Source organism: Paraburkholderia sp. USG1, from assembly GCF_031570135.1.
Lineage (GTDB): Bacteria > Pseudomonadota > Gammaproteobacteria > Burkholderiales > Burkholderiaceae > Paraburkholderia > Paraburkholderia dioscoreae.
In genome coordinates this window covers 21,790-44,442 of record NZ_JAMWXW010000016.1, presented here as the reverse complement: position 1 = coordinate 44,442, position 22,653 = coordinate 21,790, and the positions used below count along the sequence as shown (strand labels likewise).

At 63.7% G+C, this 22,653-nt stretch carries 21 protein-coding genes; 8 read left to right on the top strand and 13 right to left on the bottom strand.

Going from position 1 to position 22,653, the window contains the following annotated elements; all coding sequences use genetic code 11:
* The first annotated feature begins 7 nt into the window (after positions 1 to 7).
* The 7 genes from NE850_RS21495 to NE850_RS21465 all read left to right on the top strand — a co-directional run bounded on the left by NE850_RS21495 (position 8) and on the right by NE850_RS21465 (position 7,058).
* A complete protein-coding gene (locus NE850_RS21495; protein ID WP_310699385.1) occupies positions 8 to 1,441 on the top strand; it encodes an efflux transporter outer membrane subunit in 1,434 nt (477 codons plus the stop codon).
* Between the two features lie 46 nt (positions 1,442 to 1,487).
* Entirely contained in the window at positions 1,488 to 2,675 is a 1,188-nt protein-coding gene (locus tag NE850_RS21490) for a thiolase family protein (RefSeq protein ID WP_165189085.1), read from the top strand.
* Between the two features lie 193 nt (positions 2,676 to 2,868).
* A complete protein-coding gene (locus tag NE850_RS21485; protein ID WP_007177991.1) occupies positions 2,869 to 4,146 on the top strand; it encodes a NupC/NupG family nucleoside CNT transporter in 1,278 nt (425 codons plus the stop codon).
* 15 nt (positions 4,147 to 4,161) lie between these two features.
* A complete protein-coding gene (locus NE850_RS21480) occupies positions 4,162 to 4,551 on the top strand; it encodes a cytidine deaminase (RefSeq protein WP_007177990.1) in 390 nt (129 codons plus the stop codon).
* Positions 4,548 to 5,513, top strand: a complete 966-nt coding sequence (locus NE850_RS21475) for a nucleoside hydrolase (protein WP_007177989.1) — start codon at positions 4,548 to 4,550, stop codon at positions 5,511 to 5,513. Before NE850_RS21480 ends, NE850_RS21475 begins: the two co-directional genes overlap by 4 nt.
* Before the next feature lie 246 nt (positions 5,514 to 5,759).
* A complete protein-coding gene (panE, locus tag NE850_RS21470) occupies positions 5,760 to 6,695 on the top strand; it encodes a 2-dehydropantoate 2-reductase (protein ID WP_007177988.1) in 936 nt (311 codons plus the stop codon).
* 63 nt (positions 6,696 to 6,758) lie between these two features.
* Positions 6,759 to 7,058 (top strand): hypothetical protein, encoded by a 300-nt coding sequence (locus NE850_RS21465; protein WP_007177987.1) that lies wholly within the window; start codon positions 6,759 to 6,761, stop codon positions 7,056 to 7,058.
* 86 nt (positions 7,059 to 7,144) lie between these two features.
* On the opposite strand, the gene NE850_RS21460 is transcribed toward NE850_RS21465, so the two are convergent.
* Genes NE850_RS21460 through NE850_RS21430 form a run of 7 tightly spaced genes read right to left on the bottom strand, consistent with a single transcriptional unit; the run spans position 7,145 to position 14,011 of the window.
* Positions 7,145 to 8,191 (bottom strand): ABC transporter substrate-binding protein, encoded by a 1,047-nt coding sequence (locus NE850_RS21460; protein WP_007177986.1) that lies wholly within the window; start codon positions 8,189 to 8,191, stop codon positions 7,145 to 7,147.
* Between the two features lie 42 nt (positions 8,192 to 8,233).
* Positions 8,234 to 9,361, bottom strand: a complete 1,128-nt coding sequence (locus NE850_RS21455; protein WP_007177985.1) for an FAD-binding oxidoreductase — start codon at positions 9,359 to 9,361, stop codon at positions 8,234 to 8,236.
* The gene (locus tag NE850_RS21450) at positions 9,354 to 10,787 is read right to left on the bottom strand and encodes an NAD(P)/FAD-dependent oxidoreductase (RefSeq protein ID WP_007177984.1); all 1,434 of its coding nucleotides are present in this window, start codon (positions 10,785 to 10,787) and stop codon (positions 9,354 to 9,356) included. Before NE850_RS21450 ends, NE850_RS21455 begins: the two co-directional genes overlap by 8 nt.
* The gene (locus tag NE850_RS21445) at positions 10,784 to 11,179 is read right to left on the bottom strand and encodes a (2Fe-2S)-binding protein (protein WP_007177983.1); all 396 of its coding nucleotides are present in this window, start codon (positions 11,177 to 11,179) and stop codon (positions 10,784 to 10,786) included. The genes NE850_RS21450 and NE850_RS21445 overlap by 4 nt, the downstream gene beginning before the upstream one ends.
* Positions 11,179 to 11,973 carry an ABC transporter permease gene (locus tag NE850_RS21440; RefSeq protein ID WP_007177982.1) on the bottom strand — a complete coding sequence of 265 codons (795 nt, stop codon included), beginning with the start codon at positions 11,971 to 11,973 and terminating at the stop codon, positions 11,179 to 11,181. The genes NE850_RS21445 and NE850_RS21440 overlap by 1 nt, the downstream gene beginning before the upstream one ends.
* A gap of 39 nt (positions 11,974 to 12,012) precedes the next feature.
* On the bottom strand, positions 12,013 to 12,927 hold the full coding sequence (locus NE850_RS21435) for an ABC transporter permease (protein ID WP_165189081.1): 915 nt from the start codon (positions 12,925 to 12,927) through the stop codon (positions 12,013 to 12,015).
* On the bottom strand, positions 12,920 to 14,011 hold the full coding sequence (locus NE850_RS21430; protein ID WP_007177980.1) for an ABC transporter ATP-binding protein: 1,092 nt from the start codon (positions 14,009 to 14,011) through the stop codon (positions 12,920 to 12,922). The genes NE850_RS21435 and NE850_RS21430 overlap by 8 nt, the downstream gene beginning before the upstream one ends.
* A 302-nt stretch (positions 14,012 to 14,313) precedes the next feature.
* On the opposite strand from NE850_RS21430, the gene NE850_RS21425 reads away from it, so the two are divergent.
* A complete protein-coding gene (locus NE850_RS21425) occupies positions 14,314 to 15,192 on the top strand; it encodes an IclR family transcriptional regulator (protein ID WP_007177979.1) in 879 nt (292 codons plus the stop codon).
* A gap of 60 nt (positions 15,193 to 15,252) precedes the next feature.
* Here NE850_RS21425 and NE850_RS21420 read toward each other — a convergent pair whose 3' ends face one another.
* The 6 genes from NE850_RS21420 to NE850_RS21395 form a co-directional block, all read right to left on the bottom strand.
* The gene (locus tag NE850_RS21420; RefSeq protein ID WP_007177978.1) at positions 15,253 to 16,833 is read right to left on the bottom strand and encodes an OprD family outer membrane porin; all 1,581 of its coding nucleotides are present in this window, start codon (positions 16,831 to 16,833) and stop codon (positions 15,253 to 15,255) included.
* 153 nt (positions 16,834 to 16,986) lie between these two features.
* On the bottom strand, positions 16,987 to 18,033 hold the full coding sequence (locus NE850_RS21415) for an ABC transporter ATP-binding protein (RefSeq protein ID WP_007177977.1): 1,047 nt from the start codon (positions 18,031 to 18,033) through the stop codon (positions 16,987 to 16,989).
* Positions 18,030 to 19,028: an ABC transporter ATP-binding protein gene (locus NE850_RS21410; protein WP_007177976.1), complete on the bottom strand. Its 999-nt coding sequence runs from the start codon at positions 19,026 to 19,028 to the stop codon at positions 18,030 to 18,032. Before NE850_RS21410 ends, NE850_RS21415 begins: the two co-directional genes overlap by 4 nt.
* Position 19,029: 1 nt before the next feature.
* The gene (locus NE850_RS21405; protein WP_007177975.1) at positions 19,030 to 19,944 is read right to left on the bottom strand and encodes an ABC transporter permease; all 915 of its coding nucleotides are present in this window, start codon (positions 19,942 to 19,944) and stop codon (positions 19,030 to 19,032) included.
* A gap of 3 nt (positions 19,945 to 19,947) precedes the next feature.
* Positions 19,948 to 20,886 carry an ABC transporter permease subunit gene (locus NE850_RS21400; RefSeq protein WP_165189077.1) on the bottom strand — a complete coding sequence of 313 codons (939 nt, stop codon included), beginning with the start codon at positions 20,884 to 20,886 and terminating at the stop codon, positions 19,948 to 19,950.
* Positions 20,887 to 20,902: 16 nt separating this feature from the next.
* On the bottom strand, positions 20,903 to 22,519 hold the full coding sequence (locus NE850_RS21395; RefSeq protein WP_310699384.1) for a peptide ABC transporter substrate-binding protein: 1,617 nt from the start codon (positions 22,517 to 22,519) through the stop codon (positions 20,903 to 20,905).
* Between the last annotated feature and the right edge of the window lie 134 nt (positions 22,520 to 22,653).

The window sequence follows — 22,653 nt, the reverse complement described above, 5'->3', positions numbered from 1 at the left end:
ATTCCCCATGAAACCGATCCTTCTCAAAGTACTGGCGAGCGCCGCCATGCTGACGCTCGCGGCGTGCGCGGTGCAGCCGGCAACGCACGCGGATTTGCCGCAGACGGTGAAGACCGTCGCGCCCGCTGCGTGGAATGTCGATGCGCCGCAAGACAGCGTGAGCGCGGATGCGTGGTGGGCGCGATTCGGCGACCCCGTCATGCATCAACTGGTCGAATCCGTGTTGACCGGCAATCTCGACGTGCAGGCGGCCGTGGAACGCGTCAAGCAGGCGCAGGATCTGGCGACGCAAAACCGTGCGGCCCTGCTGCCCGAGTTGAATGCAAGCGCGACCGCGTCCGACTCGCGTCAGAACGCGCCGCCGCCACTCGGTTATGTGCGTCAGGCCGGTTTCGGCGTAACCGCCAGCTGGACGCCCGACGTGTTCGGCGGCGAGCGTCTTGCGGTGCTCGCGGCGCAGGCGCAGGTATCGGGACGTCAGGCGGCTTTGAATCAGGTGCGCCTCGCACTCGCGGCGAATACCGCGGCGGCGTATATCGATCTGCGCTGGGCGCAATCGCAGTTGCAGATTCTGAACGACAACGAGCAGATTCGCGCACGCGCGCTGAAGCTCACACAGGCGCGTCTGCATTACGGGCTGTCGACGCAACTGGACGTTGCCCGCGCGCAGAACCAGCTGGAAGATTTGCAGGCGCAGATTCCGCGTGTGCAATCGGCGGTGCAGCATCAATTGAGTTTGATTGCGGTGTATTCGGGGCGCACGCCGGAAAGCGTGGACAGTTTGCTGCTTGCCAATGCCCGCGATATTCCGGTGCCCGCGCAAAGCGTGCCGCAGATGCTGCCTTCTCAAGCGCTCCTGCAGCGCCCCGACGTACGCACCGCATACGCAACGGTCGAACAGCGCGCGGCGGAAGTGGGCGTGTCGAAAGCGCAGCGCTATCCGCAGTTCAGGCTCAATCTCGCAGACGGTTTGCTGGCCTCGTCCTACCTCGGTCTGCCGACGCTGACCGACAACCTCTTTAGCGCCGCCTTGAACGCGACGAGTCCGATTTTCAACGCGGGCCGTATCACCGCGAATATCGATGCGAGCGAAAGCCGCATGCGCGAATCGCAACTCGGTCTGCAGCAAACCATGCTGCAAGCGCTCAAGGAAATCGAGGACAACCGCAGCGATCTGGTGAGCGGCGCAGTGCAGGTCCAACGGCTTGGCGGCGCGCTGGATGCGTCGGACCACGCGCTGCGTCTTTCGACCGAGCTGTACAAGGGCGGTGCGTCGAGTTTCCTGGATGTGCTTGCGGCGCAGGAAGCCTATCTGCGCGACGCCGAGTCGTTGAACCAGGCCAAACGCGAGCATGCGCTTTCGGCGGTTGCGTTGTACCGCTCGCTCGGCGGCGGCTGGGATGTGCCTGACGCGGTCACGGCGGTATCGGCGAACAACTGATGCAAGCGTGTGGCCAGTGAGTTGTTGATCCAACTGGAGAGAAACGATGACGAATCAGCGAGAAGTAGTGATCTGCAATCCGGTGAGAACGCCGATCGGCGCATTCGGCGGGGCGCTGAAAGAGGTGCCCGCCACCGAACTCGGCGCGATCGCCGTGCGCGAGACGTTGCATCGCAGCGGGCTCGACGCGGCCGCGCTGGGCTCGGTCGTGATGGGCAACGTGATTCAGGCCGGCAACAGGATGAATCCGGCGCGCCAGGCGTCGATCGGCGGCGGCGTGCCGGTGAGCGTGCCGGCGTTGACTGTCAATCGCGTGTGCGGCTCGGGTGCTCAGGCAATCGCCTCGGCGGCGCAGGAGATCCTGCTCGGTCTCGGCGATGCGGCCGTGGCCGGCGGCATGGAGAACATGGACCGCGCGCCGTATCTGCTCGACGGCGGCCGTTGGGGCTACCGCATGGGCAACGCGCAGATCCACGACAGCCTGCTGCGCGATGGTCTGAACGATGCGTTTTCGGGCGAGCACTCCGGCTGGCACACTGAAGACCTCGTCGCGCAATTCGACATTACGCGCGAAGCCCAGGACCGCTGGGCGGCGCGTTCGCAACAGCGATTCAGCGAGGCACAGGCGCGCGGCGATTTCGACGCCGAACTGGTCGCCGTGGAAACCGCGGGACGCAAAGGTCCGCAGCATTTCACGCGCGATGAACAACCGCGGCCCGACACCACGGTGGAAACGCTGGCGAAACTGCGTCCGGCATTTCGCCCGGATGGCACGATTACCGCGGGCAACGCGCCCGGATTGAACAGCGGCGCGGCCGCGATGCTGGTGGCGGAGCGCGGTTTCGCGGAAGCACGCGGCATCGAGCCGTTCGCGCGGCTCGTGTCTTACGGCGTCGCCGCGGTCGAACCGGGCATGTTCGGCCTTGGTCCTGTGCCGGCCGTGGAGATGGCGTTGGCGCGAGCGGGTTGGCAATTGCACGACGTCCAGCGCTTCGAGATCAATGAAGCGTTTGCCGCCGTGCCGATCGCGGTCGCGCGCAGATTCGGCATTGCGGACGAATTGATCAACGTGCAAGGCGGCGCGATTGCACATGGCCATCCGATCGGCGCGACCGGTGCCGTGCTGACCACGCGCCTGCTCCATTCCATGCGGCGCGATGGTCTCAAACGCGGCATTGTTACGCTGTGCATCGGCGGCGGCCAGGGGATTGCGCTGGCGTTGGAAATGCTCTGATTCTGAATCGATAGCGGCGGGGTGCATCGGCGTGCGAAATACCTCGACACACTCCGCCGCCTTTGTGCAAATGCGCGGCGCATCAATCGTGACTGAATCTTCGGCAATGGAGCGTGCGCCGCTATTTAAAGTTTCTCCTCCAGTACGAGTTTCGTTTAGCATCATTGCCACTTTCACAAGAACACGAAGAGACATGGCACTGATCGCTCGAAACATTCTCGGTATTGCCGTACTTCTGCTTGTCGCTTTCATCTTTTCGACCAACCGGCGTGCGATCCGTTTACGGACTGTAATTAGCGCGTTACTGGCGCAGATCGGTATCGGCGCGTTCATTCTTTTCGTGCCGGTCGGCAAGTCGATTCTTTCGGGCGCGGCCTCCGGGGTGAATCATGTACTCGGCTACGGCAATGCGGGCATCGAGTTCCTGTTCGGCGGCCTCGTGCAAGCGAAGATGTTCCAGGTTTTCGGCGACGGCGGTTTCGTGTTCGCCGTGCGCGTGCTGCCGGCCATCATCTTCGTTACCGCACTGATCTCCGTGCTGTACTACATCGGCGTGATGCGCTGGATCGTGATCGTGCTCGGCACGTTGTTCCAGAAGCTGCTCGGCGTGTCGAAGCTCGAATCGTTTTCCGCGGTCACCACGATCTTTCTGGGTCAGAGCGAAATGCCCGCCGTGGTCAAACCGTTTACGCGCGACATGACCGGCGCCGAGCTGTTCGCGGTGATGTCGAGCGGCATGGCGGCCGTCGCCGGGTCGGTTCTGGCGGGGTATGCGGGTCTTGGCGTGCGAGTCGAGTATCTGCTCGCGGCCTCGTTCATGGCGGTGCCGGGCGGCTTGCTGTTCGCGAAGATCATTCACCCGTCCACGGAACCGAGCCGGGTTCATCTCGACAACCTCAACTTCGACGAGAAGCGCCCTGCCAATGTGATCGAGGCGGCGAGTTCCGGTGCGACCGTGGGCCTGAAAATCGCGGTGATGGTCGGTGCGATGCTGATCGCGTTCGTTGGGCTGATTGCGCTGCTCAACGGGATCGTGGGCGGCATTGGCGGCTGGTTCGGCCATCCGCAACTGTCCATGCAAGCGGTGCTCGGTATCGTGTTCGCGCCGCTCGCGTATCTGATCGGCGTGCCGTGGAGCGAGGCGACGATTGCCGGCAATTTCCTCGGGCAGAAGGTCATTCTCAACGAGTTCGTCGCCTATGCGTCGCTGTCGCCGTATCTGAAAGACGCCGCGAGCGTGACCGCGGCCGGTCTGCAGGCGCTCGATCCGCGTACCATTGCTATCCTGTCGTTTGCGCTGTGCGGCTTTGCGAATTTTTCGTCGATTGCGGTGCTGACGGGCGGCTTTAGCGCCGTCGCGCCGGAGCGCCGCGCCGAAGTCGCGCGTTACGGCCTGCGTGTCGTGCTCGCCGCGACGCTCTCGAACCTGATGAGCGCCACGATTGCGGGCATGTTCATTACGCTGAATTGAATCGAGGATCGCTGTATGAATATGGAACAATTGCTGGAACGCGCCGGTGCCGCGCGAGAAAAGGCCTATGCGCCGTATTCGAAGTTCAAGGTCGGTGCGGCGCTGCTGACCCGGGACGGCAAGGTGTTCGACGGCTGCAACGTCGAGAATGCGTCGTATGGTTTGTGCAATTGCGCCGAACGTACCGCGTTTTTCAGCGCTATTGCAGCGGGCTATCAGCGTGACCAGTTTGCGGCGCTCGCCGTGATCGGCGACACAGAAGGCCCGATCGCGCCGTGCGGTGCGTGCCGCCAGGTGATCATTGAACTGGGCGGGCCTGATTTGCCGATTCGCCTCGGCAATCTGCATGGCGCCACGCGCGACACTACCGCGCGTGAACAATTGCCGGACGCGTTCTATCTATGAGCAGGCATAAGGTCATCTACGACACCGACCCAGGTGTGGACGATGCAATGGCGCTCGTATTCCAGGCGCTGCATCCGGATATCGAACTGCTCGGTCTGACAAGCGTATTCGGCAATGCAACGATCGAAACGACCACACGCAACGCGCGCTTTCTCGCCGGGCGATTTGCCGCAGGCGTGCCGGTCGCACAAGGCGCGGCAGCGCCGCTCAAGCGCGCCGCGCCCGAACCGCTCGCATGGATTCACGGCGACAACGGGCTCGGCAATATCGCGTTGGATACAACGGAGCAGGCTGCACTCGACGCGCGCCCCGCGCACCGCTTCATCATCGACACGGTGCGCGCGCATCCCGGTGAAGTGACGCTGCTGGCGGTTGGGCCGCTCACGAATCTTGCTCTTGCGCTTGCCGACGATCCGCAGATCGCGCCGCTCGTCAAACAGGTAGTGATCATGGGCGGCGCATTCGGCACGGACGGCGTGCTCGGCAACGTCACGCCCGCGGCGGAGGCCAACATTCTGGGCGACCCGGATGCCGCGGACATCGTGTTCGGCGCGGCGTGGCCGGTCGCGATCGTCGGTCTGGACGTTACGCAGCGCACTATCATGAGCCACGATTATCTGGCGTCGCTGCGTGCTCGCGGCGGTGCGGCAGGTCAGTTCGTATGGGAAGTGTCGCGGCACTACGAGGCGTTTCACGAGCAGAGCGCGCAGCTTCCCGGCATCTACGTGCATGATTCGTCGGCGGTAGCCTACGTATTGGCGCCGCATCTCTATACGACGCGCAGCGGCCCGGTGCGCGTGCTGACCGACGGTATCGCGGTGGGCCAATCCATTCAGAAACCGTCGACCATGCCCGTGCCCGCGCCGGCCTGGGACAGCCGGCCCGACTGCAAGGTATGTATGGCGGTGGAGGTGCCGGGCATGCTCGCGCTCTACGAGAACACCATTTGCGGCACGCTTTGAGAAGGAGGACGCCGTATAGCCGACATCGCTGACACCCCGAGGCAAAGAGCGAAAGACGAAAGCGGTATTGCGCGGATTGATCTGACCTAAGCCGCTGTGCAGTGCAGCACGCCGGGCCACGGCAATCGTGGCGGATGTCGATCTTCAATCTTTGCTACATTCCTGCACACGCACTGCCTGTGCGTTCCTGAACGCCTTTGCTCATGGACGCGGCGCGCGTGACCGAAATCTATCAAGAGGCCAAAGATGCGAATTCTAGTAGTAGGGGCGGGTGCCGTGGGCGGCTACTTCGGCGGACGTCTCGCGGCGGCGGGACAGGACGTGACCTTCCTCGTGCGCCCTGGCCGGGCGGAGAAACTCAAGCGCGACGGGCTCGTGATCAGCAGCGTGCGCGGCGATCTCACCTTGCGCGACCCACAAACCATTCTCGCCGGCGTGAGCGCCGAGCCGTTCGATCTGGTGCTGCTGAGTTGCAAAGCCTACAGTCTCGACGACGCCATTGACTCCTTCGCACCGTTCGTCGGCGAATCGACGCTGATTCTGCCCATGCTCAACGGCATGCGCCATATCGAGGTGCTCGACGAAAAGTTCGGCTCCGCGCGCGTGCTGGGCGGTCAATGCGTGATTGCGGCGACGCTCAACGCCGAGCAGCACATCGTGCATCTGAACGACAGCCATGCGATCACTTTCGGCGAGCAGACGGGCGGCACGTCGGAACGTGTGCAGGCTATCGCCGAGGCAATGAGCGGCGCGAATTTCGATGCGCTGGTCAGCGACAACATTTTGCTGCGCATGTGGGAGAAGTGGGTGTTCCTGGCCACATTGGCGGCCGGCACGTGCTTGATGCGCGGTTCGGTCGGCGATATTCTGGCGGCGCCGGACGGCAAACGCGTGATCGAAAATCTGCTGGGCGAGGCGCGGGCGGTGGCCGAGCACAACGGTTTCACAATGGGCCCCGACTTCGACGCACGCGCCACGCAGACGCTCTTTACGCCTTCGCCGCTCACCGCTTCGATGCTGCGCGATGTCGAAAACCACTCGCATACCGAGGCGGATCACATTCTCGGCGACCTGATTTCGCGTGGCGGCGACGCGCAAAAGGGCGAGCACGGCTTGTCGTTGCTGCGTATCGCCTATAGTCATCTGAAGACGTATGAAGCGAGGCAGACCCGCACGTCCTGAATCAAGCCGTAGCGCGGAACCCGGCAGGCATGACCATGACAGCCTAACGATCGGAGGTGAAGCATGCCGAGTCCATCCGGGTCAGTGCCCGCGCTGAGTTCCGCGTCGGCCACGATCTTCTCGATCGGGATCGTCTTTCTCGGCTACTGGGGCATGTATGAGCCGACCGCCTGGCGAGTCGCCGACGTCTTCGTGTTCGTGTTCGCGCTGATCGGCTTCGGCTGCCTCGGGCTCGTGCCCTGGGTCGCGACAAGTCCCGTCGAACCCGAAACCAGCGACCGCCGGGTGCGCATTGCGCGGCATCTGTTTCTAGCGGGCGTGACGGCGATCTGGCTGGCGGTGGCGATGTCGGTGGTTTTCTAAAGCCACAATTCCTGCAAGCTCACAAAAAACGCGCGCCTTGCAACTCTGCAAGGCGCGCGTTTTTGTTGCAGCTCCCGAAGACCGGCTTAGCGTTCGATCTGCCGGTTCCAGCGCGTATCCCACTGCGCGCGGTGTGCGTTGATCGTGTCCCAATCCACAACCGTCACCTTGCGCACCAGATCTTCCACGTTGCCGAGGCTTTGCTGCATGGCCGGCGTCATCTTCGCGAGACGGTTGGTGGGGATCTGACGGCCGGCCTCGGCGGCCTTGGTTTGCGCCGGCGCGGAGAGCAGGAACTGCGCGAGCTTCTGCGCCAGTTGCGGGTCCGGGTTGTTGTTGACCACGCACAGATCGACCAGCAGCAACACCGGACCTTCCTTCGGATTCACATAGCCGACCGGAATGCCCTTGTCCGCCAGATCGCCCACGGCGGTCGGCGTCAACGGGAACAGACCCGCCTCGCCGGTCTGGACCATTTCGGAAATCTTCGCCGAATTCGGCACGTACTCGACCACGTTCGGTCCCACCGTGCTCGCCCATTTCGTGAAGCCCGGCTCCACGTTCTGTTCGCTACCGCCCATCAGACGGTTGATGGCGAGAAAGCCGTGCAGGCCGAAAGTACTGCTCGACGCCGACTGGAACACCACTTTGCCCTTGTATTTCGGATCGGCGAAATCCATCCACGAAGTGGGCGGCGCCCAGCCTTTTTCAGCGAACAGCTTCTTGTTGTAGGCAATGCCGGTCATGCCGAGTTGCACGCCCGCGCCCATGTCGTCTTTCATGCGCGCGAACGGATAGAGTTCCTTGAGCACCGGCGAATCGTCGAGCTTCCTGCACACACCCATGCTGACCGCGCGTGCCATCACGCCGTCGTCGAGAAACACCACATGGATCTGTGGACTGGCCTTGTTGGCCAGCAGCTTGGCGAGAATGTCCGACGACGTGCCCGGCACCACGACCACCTTCACGTTGTTGGCTTTCTCGAAGTCGGGCAGCACCTGGCTCGTATAGGCCTTTTCCATCGGGCCGCCGTTCATGCCGATATAGATCGTTTTGGTTTGCGACCACGCCGGCGCGGCCGCGCCGAATGCACATAAGGCGGCCAGCGCCGCGAGCGTTTTGAACAGTTTCATTGAGGAGCTCCGGGGGTTCACTAAAGTTCACTAAACGATGACTCAGGCGACCGGAGAGGTCGCCACAGCAGCAAAGCGGCCAATCGAAAAAGCGTCGAGTGGCGTGGCGGTGGCGCCGTCGATGACGAGATCGGCGAGCACTTCGCCGACGCCCGGCGCGAGCAGAAAGCCGCCGCCTGAAAAACCGAATGCATGCAACAGACGCGGCACGGTGCGGCTCGCGCCGATGATCGGATTGCTGTCGGGCGTTTCGCCTTCCACGCCGCTCCACGTGCGGATCAGCAACGCCTCGCGCAACGCGGGCAGCAGCGCGCAAGCGTCGCGCATCACCGCGCGCGTGGTTTCCGTCGACGGCTGGCCGTATTCGCCGTCGCCATGTCCGCGTCCGCCGCCGATCACACAATTGCCGCGCGCCACCTGCCGCGCGTAGATGCCGCCGCCATACACGCCCAGGTTGTGCGTGATGAAGAGCGGCAGCGGTTCGGTGACCCACATGTTCGGGTAGATCGGTTTCATCGGCACGGTCTCGCCGAAATAGCCCGCCACGGTATTCGCCCACGCGCCGGCCGAGTTGATCAGCCAGTCGGCGCTGACGCGCAGGTCGCCGGCGCGCAATTGAAAACGCTTGCCGTCGTGCCGAATGTCGGTGAGTTCGGATTGCTCGCGCACGTCCGCGCCCGCGGTACGCGCGGCATGCGCGAAGGCGGGCGACACCAGCCGCGGATTCGCATGACCGTCCGTCGCACACAGCGAGCCGCCGACGGCCGATGCGCCGAGCCACGGGTAGCGTTCGCGGAACGCCGTGCCGCTGATCAGTTGCGCGTGCACGCCATAGTCGCGCGCCATCTCGGCCCACGTTTGCAGCGCGGCCAGCGCGCTTTCGCCGCGGGCCAGGCGCAAATGGCCCGACACCGTAAATTCGCCGTCGATGCCGATCAACTCCGGCAAGCGGTCCCAGATACGCCGCGCGCGGATCGCGAGCGGCATCTGTTCGACTGGGCGTCCCTGGCAGCGCACGCCGCCGTAGTTCACGCCGCTCGCCTGCGCGCCGCAATAGCGTCGCTCGAAGAGGCCTACGCGCAGGCCGCGCTTAGCCAGCGCCAACGCCGCCGATGAACCGACCAGCCCGCCGCCCGCGATTGCGACGTCGTAATGCAGGGTGTCACTCATCGCGCGCCTCCATTGGGATTTCGGCGACGTCGTCGGCATACATGGCCGGCGCGAGCGGAATGGGTTTGACGGGCGGCTGGCTGCGCAAGCGGCCCACTGCGTCGAGAGGTTTGCCGGTTTCTTCGGCGAGCAGGTTGAGCGCGGCTTCGCCGCACATGCGTCCCTGGCAACGTCCCATGCCGATGCGCGTGAGCGCCTTCAACCGGTTGATCTCATTCGCTTCGCCGCCACGGATGCAGCGCCTTAGCGTGCCCGCGTCGATTTCTTCGCAGCGGCACACGGTCATGTCGTCGGGCCATTGCGACGCGCATTTCGCGGGCGGCGCGAAGGCCGTTTCGATACCCTCGCGAAATACCGCGATACGTTTCAGCCGGCGTTCGATCGATGCAGCGTCGGGCATATTCGGGCCACGTGGATGCGCGATACCGAGATCGTCGAGCAACGCCAGCGCGGCGTGTCGGCCGGCCAGTTCGGCGGCGTCCGCACCGGCGATGCCCGCGCCGTCGCCGGCGAGATAGAGGCCGCGCACGGAACTGCGTCCCGCCGGGTCTGTTTCAGGCAGCCAGCAACGGTTGGTCGCGTCGAAACGGAAGCGGCAGCCGGCGAGATCGGCGAGTTGTGTTTCGGGTTTCAGGCCGAAGCTCAAGCCGACCGCGTCGCACGCGATTGTTTCGTTTGCCGAACCATTACGCGCGGCGCGCCATTCGAGCGCTTCCACACCGTCTACGCCGCGAATGCCGACTAGCGTCACATCGCGCTCGATCCGCACGCCATGCATTTTCAGCCAGCCGACGTAGTAGAGGCCTTTGGCGAACGTGGACGGCAGGCGCGCGAGTTTCGGCGCCGCGGCGATCTGCTGCGAGAACGGACTCGTGTCGAGCACGGCCACGACTTGCGCGCCCGCTTTCACGTACTGGTACGCCACGAGGTACAACAGCGGACCGGTGCCCGCCAGCACGACGCGCCGGCCGATCGCGCAGCCTTGCGCCTTCAATGCGACCTGGGCCGCGCCGAGCGTGTAGACGCCGGGCAGCGTCCAGCCCGGCACCGGCAGCACGCGGTCGGTCGCGCCGCTGGCGATGATCAGATGCGAGAACGGCACGCGCCGCTCACGTCCTGCGTGCAAGGTATCGAGGTGGCCCGCTTCGCACGCCCATGCAAGCGTGTCGGGGCGATAGTCGAGATGAGGCAGAAGTGCGGCCATGGTCGAATGCAATGCATCGGCCTTGCACGCTTCGAAACCGTAGAGCGTTTTTTTCGAGCGCTGGAATCCGCCATTGGCGGGCGGCTGCCGATAGATCTGGCCGCCCCAGCGCGCGTTTTCATCGATCACGACCGGCTTCACGCCGGCCGCCACCAGCGTCTCGGCAGCGCGTACGCCAGCCGGTCCGGCGCCGACGATCACGATGCGGCGTTCGTCGCTCATCGCGCGTCTCCGTTTCTGTCCGCGGTGTCGGCTTCGATAGCGGCGGCCGGGCGCGTGAGCACGCGCATGCCCTCGGTCACGAGCGTCGAGCACGCACGTACGCGCTTGCCGTCTTCGGTGCGCATCCAGCAGTCCTGACATGCGCCGATCAGGCAGAAACCCGCGCGCGGCGCGCCGCTGAATTCGCTTTCGCGCACGCGGCGTTGCTGCATCAGCACGGCTGTCAGCAGCGTATCGCCTTGCAGCGCGGCGACTTCCTGACCATCGAGAAAGAAGCGCAGCGGTTTGCGCCGCGTTTCCGCAATGCGGATGAATTGCGGCTCACGACGCGGCGCGGTGGCGTTGGTAGACGACAAGGTGGACGGCATGAGAGCGTGGTCGGAAGAAGACATTAGTGCTGGCCGATCAGAATGCGGTTGAGGCCATACACGCGGTCGAGCAGCAGCATCGCGCCGCCCGTGATGAAAATCACCAGCGCGGACACGGAAGCCATCATCGGGTCGATCGATTCGGTGGCGTACATGTACATGCGCACCGGCAGCGTGACGGTTTGCGGCGAGGTGACGAAGATCGACATGGTCAATTCGTCGAAGCTGTTGATGAAGGCCAGCAGCCAGCCGCCGGTTATGCCCGGCAGAATCATCGGGAAAGTGATGCGGCGAAACGTGGTCCATGCGTCGGCGCCTAGCGAGTTGGCGGCGTGCTCGACGCTGCGGTCGAGCCCGCTTACCGAAGCCAGCACGAGCCGCATGACGAACGGCGTGATGATGATCATGTGCGCGAGCACGAGCCAGGCGAACGAGCCGGTCGCACCGATCAGCGCGAAAAAACGCAGCAGCGCGATGCCGAGTACGAGGCCGGGAATCACGAGCGGCGACAGCAACAGGCCGTTGAGAAAGCTGCGGCCGGGAAAGCGCGCGCGGCCGATGGCGAGCGCGGCGGGCAGCGCCACGATCAGCGAGAGCGTTGCCGAAGCGAACGCCAGCTTCAGGCTATTGAAAAACGCGCTGATGAAATCCGGGTAATTGAGGATCGCGCGGAACCAGCGCAACGAGACGCCGTGCGTGGGCAACGTGAGCGTTTCGTCGGGCGTGAAGGCGACCAGCACGACGATCACGAGCGGTGCGAGCACGAACGCAATCACGAGCGTGTGGAAAATCAGCGCGATAAGGCCGTTTTTTCTCATGATGTTTTCACTGAGTGAGCCGATAAGTGAGCCGATGAATTAGCCGAGGCTTCGGGTGTATTTGCGTTCCAGAACCCGGTAGTACGTGAGCATCACGATCAGGTTCGCGACCAGCAGCAGGAGCGCGATAGTCGCGCCGAGCGGCCAGTTCAGCGAGCCGAGGAACTCGTCGTACACGGCGGTGGCGGCCACTTTCAGGCGTCGTCCGCCGAGCAGGCCGGGAATCGCGAAGGCGCTCGCCGACAAGCCGAACACCATCAGGCTGCCCGACAGAATGCCCGGCGTGAGCTGCGGCAGAACGATGCGACGCAGCGTGGTGGCGGGCGATGCCATTAGCGAAAGCGCGGCGTTTTCCGTTTGCGGGTCGAGCTTCTGCAGCGCCGTCCACACCGGAATTACCATGAACGGCAGCATCACGTGCACGAGTGCAATGACGATCGCAAAGGTGGTGTACTCGAGCTTGTAAGGCCCGAGTCCGATCAGACCGAACGCCTGATTCACGAGACCGTTGGTGTTGAGCAGCATGCTCCAGCCGAAGGCCCGCACCACCACGGAGACCAGCAGCGGCGCGAGAATCACCAGCAGGAACATCGAGCGGTACGGGTCGCGCATGCGCGACAGCACATATGCTTCCGGCGTGCCGATCACGACGCACAGCAGCGTGACCAGAAACGCAATGCCGAAGGTGCGCAGAAAGATGGTGTGGTAATACGACGAGCTCAGCACTTCCGCGTAATTGCCGAACTGGAACGCGGCGATCGGCCCGCTGGCCGGATCGAAGCGATAGAAGGTCAGCACCAGCGTCATCAGAAGCGGTACGAGCACGAGCGCCACGAACAGCAGAAACGCCGGCGCGCACATCAGCCATAGCGGCAAAAATGCCTGCCAGGGCGCGCGGCGGGCGTTGCCGGATTTCATGTCGCGCTTGTCGGTGGCGGGCAGCGTACTAGCCATGATGCGCGTCCCGTTGAATGAAGCGGATCGCCTCGCTGTTCCAGTCCACGCCCACTGCCGCGCCTTCGGGCAGCGGCTCCGTGCCTTCGTTCTGGCAGCACACCAGCACTTCGCCGAGCCGGCTGTCAAGCCGGTACAACCATTGGCTGCCGAGGAAGAAGCGGCTCGTGACGGTTGCTGGCACACGCCCCGCGTTCGGTGCGCACAGGCGCAGTTTTTCCGGGCGAATGCACAAGGTCACCGCGTCGCCGACACCGACCACACGCTCGCGCGCCGGCAACTGCGCCGTGTGCCCGGTTTCCGCGAGATCGTGGCCGAGATCGATGCGGATCGCGTCCCCGTCGCGCGCCACCACGATGCCAGGCAGCATGTTGGCCTTGCCGATGAACTGCGAGACGAAGCGATTCTCGGGTCGCTCGTACGCTTCGTACGGTGTGTCGATCTGCGTAATGCGGCCGGCTTCCATCACCACCACGCGATCGCTGATCGACAGCGCTTCGGATTGATCGTGCGTCACCATGATGGTGGTCGTGCCGATCTTGCGTTGAATGCCGCGCAGTTCGAACTGCATGTCTTCGCGCAGCTTGGCGTCGAGATTCGACATCGGTTCGTCGAGCAGCAGTACCGGCGGCGCGATCACGATGGCCCGGGCAATCGCCACACGTTGCCGTTGACCGCCGGAGAGTTCGCGCGGAAAGCGATGCGCGAGCGTGTCGAGCCGCACCAGCGCCAGCGCTTCGCGAATGCGCTCCTTGCGCTCGGCTTTGTCGATGTTGCGCATTTCCAGTCCGAAGCCGACGTTCTCGGCGACGCTCATGTGCGGAAACAGCGCGTAGCTCTGGAACACGATGCCGAGGCCGCGCCTGTTCGGTTTCATGTGCGTGATGTCGCGGCCGTCGAGCGTGATGCGTCCGCGCGTCGTTTCGACGAAGCCCGCGATCATCTGCAAGGTGGTGGTCTTGCCGCAGCCGGACGGCCCGAGCAACGAAACGAATTCGCCTTTTTCCACCGACAGGTTCACGTCGGCGACTGCGTGCAGATCGCCGAACGATTTCGTGACGTCGGTAAGTGTGAGGAACGACATGATCTGACCTTTGGATGGTTCGACACCGGTTCAATCGACTACTGCCTCGATGACGCCGACTCTAGCTAGCCAAATTACCGTCAGTCAATTTCAAATTCCGATTGCCGGTATAAGATTAAAAAAAATTCCACTGTATGAAAGATATTGGTGGAAAGCGTGCTCGCTGTTCCGCTGCGTGGCGTCCGGAAAATCCCTATGAATTATCGGCACAACGTCTCTACGAGCGGGATGTTCCCAGATTCCATTTGAGGATAAAACGCTTTATAGTGTTTCGGTCAATGAAATAATTCAGAGCCAGAAAGATGAAAGTTGCCGCCAAACGAGATACCGACACCGCCGTGGCCGAGCCGGGTGGCACTCCCGGCCCCGGCATGCTGGAACGTGCGTTCGCGGTGATTCGCGCATTGTCCGAGGCGCAGCCCGACGGCGGGCGTGTCACGCGTCTGGCGAAAACGGTCGGATTGACGCAAGGCACGGTGCACCGCATCCTGCATGCGTTGATCGCGGAGGGTATCGTCGAACAGGACGAAAGCTCCAAGCTGTACCGGCTGAGTGTGGATTTTTTCGCGCTCGCGGCGCAGGCCGGCAACCCGAGCGGCATGCGCACGCTATGCCGTCCCGCGTTGCTGCGGTTGTGCGCCAGTCTCGGCGACACGATCTTTCTACTCGTCAAAAGCAGCTTCGACGCAGTGTGCCTCGACATCTGCGAAGGGCCGTTTCCGATCCGTTCGTTCACCGGCGATATAGGCGGGCGCGTGGCTTTAGGTGTCGGGCAGGGCAGTCTGGCGATTCTCGCGTTTTTGCCCGAGGCGGAGCGTGAGGAGATCATCCGTTTCAACGTGCCGCGAATTCGCGGCTACGGCGTGCTCGACGAGGTGTATTTGCGCACCGAGATCGAACGCGTGCGCCAGTTGGGCTATGCGGGGCGCAATAGCGGTGTGCTCGACGGCATGGCGGGTGTCGCGGTGCCGATTCTGGATCGCACCGGTGTGGCGGTCGCCGCGTTGAGCGTCGGCACGCTGGCCGCGCGTCTCGGCGACGACCGTCTGCCGATGGTGGTCGAATTGCTGCGCCGCCAGGCTGACGCAATCGGCCCGCAAACCAACCCGTTCGATGTCGCGTTGCGCAGGCCGATGCATGGCTTGTCGCGCGCCATGACCACCGAACGGATCACGGGATAAGCGCAGGCGCGCTCAACGAGGCGGCGCGCTAACTGCGCCGCCTCGAACGCTTGCAACCGCTTAGAAGACCTTCACCGGCACATTCACCACCAGCCGGTATTCCATGTTGTTGCCATCCGAGTAGTGGTACTGGCTGTTATGCCACATGGCGATGAACGTGACCTTCGTATCCTTGAAGCGTCCGCTTTGCAGCGTGTAGCTCGGAATGAAGCCGAACTCGTGGTGATGGCCATGCACCGGCTCGCCGTTCTTCCAGTAGAGATCATGCAGCGCTGCCGAAGGCGAAGCATTCTCCGCCGCGCCGGCCGACGCATCCGCGCCCCAGCCGTATTGCCCCCAGAACATCGCCTTGAGTCCCGGCACGCCGGCGTATTTGCCGTCGAACGTATAGCGCAACTGCAGCGACTGCTCGTGCGGCGCGTTGTAGTCCACGTCCATCGAGTTGGTCAGGTAGATGCCGTTGGTCTCGTTGACGTAGTCGAAGAACTGGTCGCCGAGCACCTGCTGGTAACCGAGCAGGAGCGCATGCGGGCCATGCTGCGCGGAAACCGACACGCTGTAGGCGTTGCTGTTGATGTGCCCCTGACGTGACGCGCCGGTGTCGTGCGTCGAATAGACGTTCGCGAGCCCGCTCCACTTGATCGTGGCCGGATCGCCGCACGACTGCGCGACCGAGCCGTAGTACTGACGCCAGACGTCGTCGGCCTGATCGACGTAAAGGGCCATCTCGCCGTTCTTCGCGTAGTGCCACGTGCCGCCCACATAAGTGAGGCGATCGATGCGCGTGCCGCCATACGAAGTAGTGAGATTGCTCAGGTTCGTGTGACCGCGTGCGTCGACCTTGGTGAAGCTGCCGGCCTGAAGCTCGGTGTGCGCGAGATCGTTGCTGACCATCGAGACGCCGAGAAAAGTCGGCGGCAGCGCGCGATTGTCGTGTGGTTCGAGGAACGGGTTGGTGACGATCTGCAACCCGTATTTCACGACCGTTTCCGAAATGCGCCCCTTGATGTCGTACATGCCGGGATATGCCCACGCGAGTTGTTCCGAACCGCCGCCGTCCTTGCCCACGTGCACCATGTTGCCCGCGCCGTTGCCGCCGTCGAGCTTGAGCGCGCCGAACAACGAGGCGTCCACGCCGAAGCCGAGCGGTCCTTGCGTGTAGCCGGATTCATAGTTGGCCTGCACGCCCTGAACCCACGCGTGACGATAGATCGTGTCCGGTGCCTGGAAGTAGTCGGCATAGTTGCGAAACTGCAGATTCAGATGGCTGTCGGCGATGAAACCCTTGCTCGCTGCCTGGCCCGACAGCGGTACTGGCGGTAAGACGGTCTGAGTGGCTTCGGCGTTGACGATGGCATTGGTGGTGTCCGGCTGGTCGTTACGCACCTGGCCGCCCTGGTCGGCCCGGCGCTTGCCAGATGGATTGCTTTGCGCCGCCGACGAGTCCGCAGCATGTTGCGTGGGGGACGACAACGTTTGCGCGAGCGTTTGAGTTTTAGACGTTCTGGAGGTGGGCTCCGTCACGCTGTCATCGGCATACGCGTTCGTGGCTAGCGTCAACGCGGGAAGCGTGAACGCGCAGTAAAAGAAAGTCGCGGCTCCGGTTTTTTTTGACCGCTTTTTTGATCGGGTATCTTTCATGAAATACGTCTCTGATTATTGTGATGAATCTTTGGCTGGCGGTTAGCCAGTCCACGTTTATCGTTCGTCGTGCTGATGACAGGACGAACGCATCCAGCGGCGCGACGGCTCGCCGCGCCGGGAATACGGTTTTAACTTCTCAGGTTCGTTGCTTTAGCGGTTGGCCGAAAAGGCTTCCTGTGGGGCATCCACCACGCGAATGCATGCGACGCGTGTCGCATTGGCACCGCGCGTGACAGGTTGCGGAATTTCCTCCCCGCAGGCTTCGATCGCATCCGGGCAGCGCGTGCGAAACGCGCAACCGGAGGGCGGGTTGAGCGGCGAGGCAATCTCGCCGCGCAACAGCAGATGACGGCGCGCCCGTTCCACCACCGGATCGGGCACCGGCACGGCCGAGAGCAACGCCCGCGTGTACGGGTGGCGCGGCGTGCCGTACACCTCGCGCTTGTCGCCGAACTCCATCACACGTCCCAGATACATCACCAGCACGCGGTGGCTGATCGCTTTCACCACGGCCAGATCGTGCGCGACGAACAACAACGAGAGCGACAATTCGCGTTGCAGATCGCGCAACAGGTTGACGATCTGCGCCTGGATCGACACGTCGAGCGCGGACACCGGCTCGTCGCAGATCACCAGTTGCGGCTCGCCGATCAGCGCGCGTGCAATGCCTACCCGCTGGCACTGGCCGCCGGAGAACTCGTGCGGATAACGGCGCAGATGCTGCGCGTTGAGGCCGACCCGTTCGAGTATGGTCAGCACGCGCCGCTGCACATCGGCGCGCGCGATGTCCTGGCCGTGCGTCGTCAACGGTTCGGCGATGATCTGTTCGATCGTCATGCGCGGATCGAGGGAGGCGAGCGGATCCTGGAAAATCATCTGCACGTCGCGGCGCAAACGCGATGTATCGCGGCGCGCACCCGGCAGCACGGTTTCGTCGCCGAGCCAGCGCACGCTGCCGCTCGCCACGGGTGCGAGCCCGATGATCGCGCGCGCGAGCGTCGACTTGCCACAACCCGATTCGCCGACAAGGCCCACGGTTTCGCCGCGCCGCACGTTGAACGACACGCCGTCCACCGCGCGCAGCGTCGCTTTGCCGGACCACGGAAAGCCGCCGCGCGGCACGCCGAATTGCACCTTGAGATTGTCGACGCGGAGCAACGTTGCTGCGTCCTGATTCGCGATAGGCGTGGCGTTCATATGTGTTGTGCCTCCAGGATTTCGCCTGCCGGTTTAAAGCATGCGCGCAGGGCGTCGGGATAGCCTTCTGCAGCAACAAGGGACGGGCGCGATTCGCGGCAGCGCTCGGTGCAATACCCGCAGCGCGGCGCGAACGCGCAGCCCGCGCCGACCTCGCCGGGCAGCGGCGGATTGCCCGGAATGGTTTGCAGCGGACGCTCGTCGTCATCGTCGGTCAGACGCGGCAGCGCGTTCAGCAGGCCGAGCGTGTACGGATGCGTCGGCGCGGCGAACAGCGCGGCGGCGCTCGCCTGCTCGACGGTCTGGCCGGCGTACATCACCATCACGTCGTCGCACAGGCCGGCCACCACGCCCATGTCGTGCGTGATCAGAATGATCGCCGTGCCGCGTTCGCGGTTCAGTTCGCGCAGCAGTTCGATGATCTGCGCCTGCACGGTCACGTCGAGCGCGGTGGTGGGTTCGTCGGCAATCAGGATTTCGGGTTCGGAAAGCAAGGCCATTGCGATCATCACGCGTTGCCGCATGCCGCCGGAAAATTCGTGCGGATACATGTTGATGCGGCGCGCGGCATCCGGAATACGCACCGATTCCAGCGTTTCGATCGCGCGGCGGCGCGCTTCGCGGCGCGACATGTTGCGGTGCAGTTGCAACGTCTCGGTCATCTGCCGCTCGATCGTCAGGAACGGATTGAGCGAGGTCATCGGATCCTGAAAGATCATGCCGATGCGGTCGCCGCGAATCCGGTTCAGCGCGGCTTCGTTCATGGTCAGCAGGTTTTCGCCGCGATACGTCGCGCTGCCCGACACCTTGCCGTTGCCGGCCAGCAGCCCCAGTAATGCCATCACGGTCTGACTTTTTCCGGAGCCCGATTCGCCGACAATGCCGAGCGTGCGGCCCGCTTCCAGCGAAAACGACACGCCTTGCACCGCGTCGACGGGTGCGCCTTCGCGGCGCGTAAAGCGCACGCTGAGGTCTTTGACTTCGAGTAGCGGCATGTCAACGGTCCTTCGGATCGAATGCGTCGCGCAAACCGTCGCCGACGAAATTCACGCAATACAGCGTCACGCACAGCATCACGGCGGGGCACAGCAGCAGCCAGGGCATGGATTCGAGCTTCTGCGCGCCGTCCTGAATCAGCACGCCCCAGCTCGTCATCGGCTCCTGCACGCCGAGGCCGAGGAACGACAGCACCGATTCCGTCAGCACGATGTTCGGCACCGTCACGCTCGCATACACCACGACCACGCCGAACAGATTCGGCACGATGTGGCGCGCGATGATCGAACGCGAACTCACGCCGATCGCCTTTGCGGCGTCGATGAATTCGCGCGAGCGCAGCGACAGCGTCTGGCCGCGCACCACGCGCGCCATGTCGAGCCACGAGAACGCGCTGATGGTGAGCACGACCAGATAGAACGCGCGGCCGAACATGGTCATCATCAGAATCGCGATCAGCATGTAGGGAATCGCGTACATCATGTCGACGATCCGCATCATCACCGCGTCGACGCGGCCGCCCAGATAGCCGGCGGTCGCGCCGTACGCGACGCCGATCAACCCCGACACGAGCGTGCCGAGCAGGCCGACTTCGAGCGAGACACGCCCGCCTTGCAGCGTGCGCGCGAGCAGATCGCGGCCGAGTTCGTCGGTGCCGAACCAGTGCATGTTCTGCAAGGTGGGCGGCAGACTGATCGCGCTCCAGTCGCTATCGATCGGATTGTTCGGCAGGAACCACGGGCCGGCTACGCAGGCGATCACGATCAGCATCAGCACAACGAAGCCGGCAAAGGCGGCGCGGTTGCGCACGAAGCGCCACGCGGCGGTGGCGAGCGGGCCGCGCGAACGCGGCGCCCTGGCGATGGCCGCGAGCGGATCGAGCGCCGCGGCAGTCGATTGAATTGAGCGGGGCATGGATCAGTACCGGATGCGCGGATCGAGCCACGCATACGCGAGGTCGACCAGCAGATTGAACAGCACGGCGATTGCGGTTGTCAGCACGACGAGGCCGAGCACGAGGGTGTAATCGCGATTGATCGCGCCATTGACGACCAGCTGGCCGAGACCCGGCAGCGCGAACACCGATTCGGTGACCACTGCGGCGGTGATCGACGAGATGCAGATCGAGCCGAGCAGCGAGACGACCGGCATCAGCGCCGGCTTCATGGCGTGGCGCAACACGATCGTGCGGCCCGGCAAACCCTTGGCGCGCGCCGTGCGGATGAAGTTGCCCGACAGCACTTCGATCATGCTGCCGCGCATCACGCGGGCAATCGCGGCGACGTTGATGATGGTCAGCAGCACGATGGGCAGCACGCGATAGCGCCATTCGCCTTCGCCCCAGCCGCCGGCCGGCAGCCAGCCGTGTCCTTCGGAAGTCTTCAGCAGGATCGCGAAGATCCACACCAGCACCGGCCCAAGCACGAAAGGCGGCACCACGTTGCCGAGATTGCCGAGCACCATCACGAAGTGATCGACGAAGCGGTCGCGCCGCACCGCTGCCACGGTGCCGAGCGCGACGCCGATCACGAGCGCGATCGGCACCGACACGCCGCCCACGCCGAGACTCACCGGCAGCGCTTTCCACACGAGGTCGTTGACCGACCAGTCGGCATAGCGGAACGACGGCCCGAGGTCGCCGTGCAGCAGCGAACCGAGGTAGTGGAAGTACTGCAGCCACAACGGTTCGTCGAGGTGATACCTGGCGTTGAGGTTCGCGAGCACGGCGGCCGAGAGTTGCTTCTCGGTGTCGAACGGGCCGCCCGGGGTGAGATGCAGCAGCAGATAGCACGCGGTGATCACGGCGAGAATCGTCGGGATCGCCCAGAGCGTGCGGCGCAGCGTATAGGCCAGCATGACGGTGCTCCCGCGCTTAGTGCTTGATCAGATACATGTCTTGCGTGGCGCGCTGATCGACGTAGTTGGTCGACGTGTAGCCGCCCACATACGGCTTCACCAGCCGGTCCGCCGAGTACTGGAAGAGCGGCACCAGCGGGTAGTCGTTCATCGCCATATCGTGTGCCTGCGTGAGCAGGGCGGTGCGCTTCGCGTCGTCGAGCTGCTGGTTGGCCTGATCGACCAGTTTGTCCACTTGCGGGTTGCAGTAGCGCTGATCGTTCTGCACGCTGTTGCAGCGGATCAGATCGAAATACGACATGGCGTCGTTATAGTCGACGAACCAGCCATCGCGCGAGGCCTGCACCTTGCCGTCGTGGCGCTGCTTGAGCAGCACCTTGTATTCGACGTTCTCCAGTTTCGCGTTCACGCCGAGCTTGGTGCGCCATTCGGAGGTGGCGAAGAGCGCCACCTTCTTGTGCAGGTCGTTGGTGTTATAGGTCAGCGTGAACGTGAGCGGCTTGGTCTCCGAATAACCGGCCTGCTTCAGCAGATTGCGGGCGTAGTCCACGCGCTTGGGCATCGGCCACGTGGACCAGTCGGGCTTGAAGACGGCCGCCCCTTGCGTGCCCTTGGAAATCAGGCCGTACATCGGCAGTTCGCCGTCCGCGGTGAGGCGCTGGGTCAGCAGGTCGCGGTCGAGCACCATCGAGAGTGCCTGGCGCACGCGCTTGTCCTTGAACAGCGGGTCTTCGTTATTCAGGCTGTAGTAGTAAGTGGCGATCTGCAGGCCGGTTTTCAGTTCGGAGCCGAACTGCCTGCTCACCTGCGCATAGATGCCGGAGGGGATCGAATACGTGTAGTCGAACTGACCAGCCTGATACATGCGCATGGCCGTTTCGTCGTTTTCGATCGGCAGGTAGGTCACTTTCGTGATCACGACCTTGCCGGCGTTCCAGTACGTCTTGCTCTTCGTGCCCACCAGACGGTTGCTCGGCTGCCAGTCCGTCAGCATGTAAGGCCCGTTGCCGACGAAGTTGCCCGGCCGGGTCCACTCGCCGCCGAACTTCGTCACGACGTCGCGGTTGACCGGCGCCATGGTCGGCATGGCGGCCAGTTGCGGGAAGAAGGCGGCGGGCACTTCGGTAGTGACTTCCAGCGTGTACGGATCGACGGCGCGCGCGGCGAGGCTCGTGAGCGGCGCCTTGCCGGCGAGAATCGCCTTGGCGTTCTTCACGAATTCGACCAGCACGGTGTACTTCGAGCCGGTCTTCGGATCGAGCACGCGCTGCCATGCATAGATGAAGTCCGCTGCCGTGACCGGCTGACCGTTGCTCCAGCGCGCATCGTGGCGCAGCTTGAACACCCACGTATCGGGCCCGGTGCGCGTCCACGATTGCGCGACGCCCGGCACCACCGCGCCGGCCGCGTCGATGCGCGTCAGGCCTTCGAACAGGTCGAGCGCGATCGTATTGCCGGTCCACGATTCGATATGCGCGGGGTCGAGCGATTCGGTTTCAGCCGGCACCTGCCGGGTGATTTCCTGGCTCGCGGCGAGCGTGACGCCGGCCGGCACGTTGACGGCAAAAGCGGACGGGGCAAACGTGAGGACGAGCGCGGTTAGCGCCGTCGCGTAGACGAACGGGGTTTTCATCGATTGAGATCGCAGGAAAGGTCGAGAGAGAAACGCGCTGGCGCCGGGGCGCCGGTCTAGCTGCGTTGCTCGGGCCAGGGCGGCCCTTGTTGCTCGTGTTGGTAGCGCGACATGCAGGATTCCTTACATTTCGT

What these genes read in the sequence shown, in the direction of transcription:
- NE850_RS21495 (WP_310699385.1), top strand. Translation starts at nt 8, where the DNA reads ATGAAACCGATCCTTCTCAAAGTACTGGCGAGCGCCGCCATGCTGACG.
- NE850_RS21490 (WP_165189085.1), top strand. Translation starts at nt 1,488, where the DNA reads ATGACGAATCAGCGAGAAGTAGTGATCTGCAATCCGGTGAGAACGCCG.
- NE850_RS21485 (WP_007177991.1), top strand. Translation starts at nt 2,869, where the DNA reads ATGGCACTGATCGCTCGAAACATTCTCGGTATTGCCGTACTTCTGCTT.
- NE850_RS21480 (WP_007177990.1), top strand. Translation starts at nt 4,162, where the DNA reads ATGAATATGGAACAATTGCTGGAACGCGCCGGTGCCGCGCGAGAAAAG.
- NE850_RS21475 (WP_007177989.1), top strand. Translation starts at nt 4,548, where the DNA reads ATGAGCAGGCATAAGGTCATCTACGACACCGACCCAGGTGTGGACGAT.
- panE (WP_007177988.1), top strand. Translation starts at nt 5,760, where the DNA reads ATGCGAATTCTAGTAGTAGGGGCGGGTGCCGTGGGCGGCTACTTCGGC.
- NE850_RS21465 (WP_007177987.1), top strand. Translation starts at nt 6,759, where the DNA reads ATGCCGAGTCCATCCGGGTCAGTGCCCGCGCTGAGTTCCGCGTCGGCC.
- NE850_RS21460 (WP_007177986.1), bottom strand. Translation starts at nt 8,191, where the DNA reads ATGAAACTGTTCAAAACGCTCGCGGCGCTGGCCGCCTTATGTGCATTC.
- NE850_RS21455 (WP_007177985.1), bottom strand. Translation starts at nt 9,361, where the DNA reads ATGAGTGACACCCTGCATTACGACGTCGCAATCGCGGGCGGCGGGCTG.
- NE850_RS21450 (WP_007177984.1), bottom strand. Translation starts at nt 10,787, where the DNA reads ATGAGCGACGAACGCCGCATCGTGATCGTCGGCGCCGGACCGGCTGGC.
- NE850_RS21445 (WP_007177983.1), bottom strand. Translation starts at nt 11,179, where the DNA reads ATGTCTTCTTCCGACCACGCTCTCATGCCGTCCACCTTGTCGTCTACC.
- NE850_RS21440 (WP_007177982.1), bottom strand. Translation starts at nt 11,973, where the DNA reads ATGAGAAAAAACGGCCTTATCGCGCTGATTTTCCACACGCTCGTGATT.
- NE850_RS21435 (WP_165189081.1), bottom strand. Translation starts at nt 12,927, where the DNA reads ATGGCTAGTACGCTGCCCGCCACCGACAAGCGCGACATGAAATCCGGC.
- NE850_RS21430 (WP_007177980.1), bottom strand. Translation starts at nt 14,011, where the DNA reads ATGTCGTTCCTCACACTTACCGACGTCACGAAATCGTTCGGCGATCTG.
- NE850_RS21425 (WP_007177979.1), top strand. Translation starts at nt 14,314, where the DNA reads ATGAAAGTTGCCGCCAAACGAGATACCGACACCGCCGTGGCCGAGCCG.
- NE850_RS21420 (WP_007177978.1), bottom strand. Translation starts at nt 16,833, where the DNA reads ATGAAAGATACCCGATCAAAAAAGCGGTCAAAAAAAACCGGAGCCGCG.
- NE850_RS21415 (WP_007177977.1), bottom strand. Translation starts at nt 18,033, where the DNA reads ATGAACGCCACGCCTATCGCGAATCAGGACGCAGCAACGTTGCTCCGC.
- NE850_RS21410 (WP_007177976.1), bottom strand. Translation starts at nt 19,028, where the DNA reads ATGCCGCTACTCGAAGTCAAAGACCTCAGCGTGCGCTTTACGCGCCGC.
- NE850_RS21405 (WP_007177975.1), bottom strand. Translation starts at nt 19,944, where the DNA reads ATGCCCCGCTCAATTCAATCGACTGCCGCGGCGCTCGATCCGCTCGCG.
- NE850_RS21400 (WP_165189077.1), bottom strand. Translation starts at nt 20,886, where the DNA reads ATGCTGGCCTATACGCTGCGCCGCACGCTCTGGGCGATCCCGACGATT.
- NE850_RS21395 (WP_310699384.1), bottom strand. Translation starts at nt 22,519, where the DNA reads ATGAAAACCCCGTTCGTCTACGCGACGGCGCTAACCGCGCTCGTCCTC.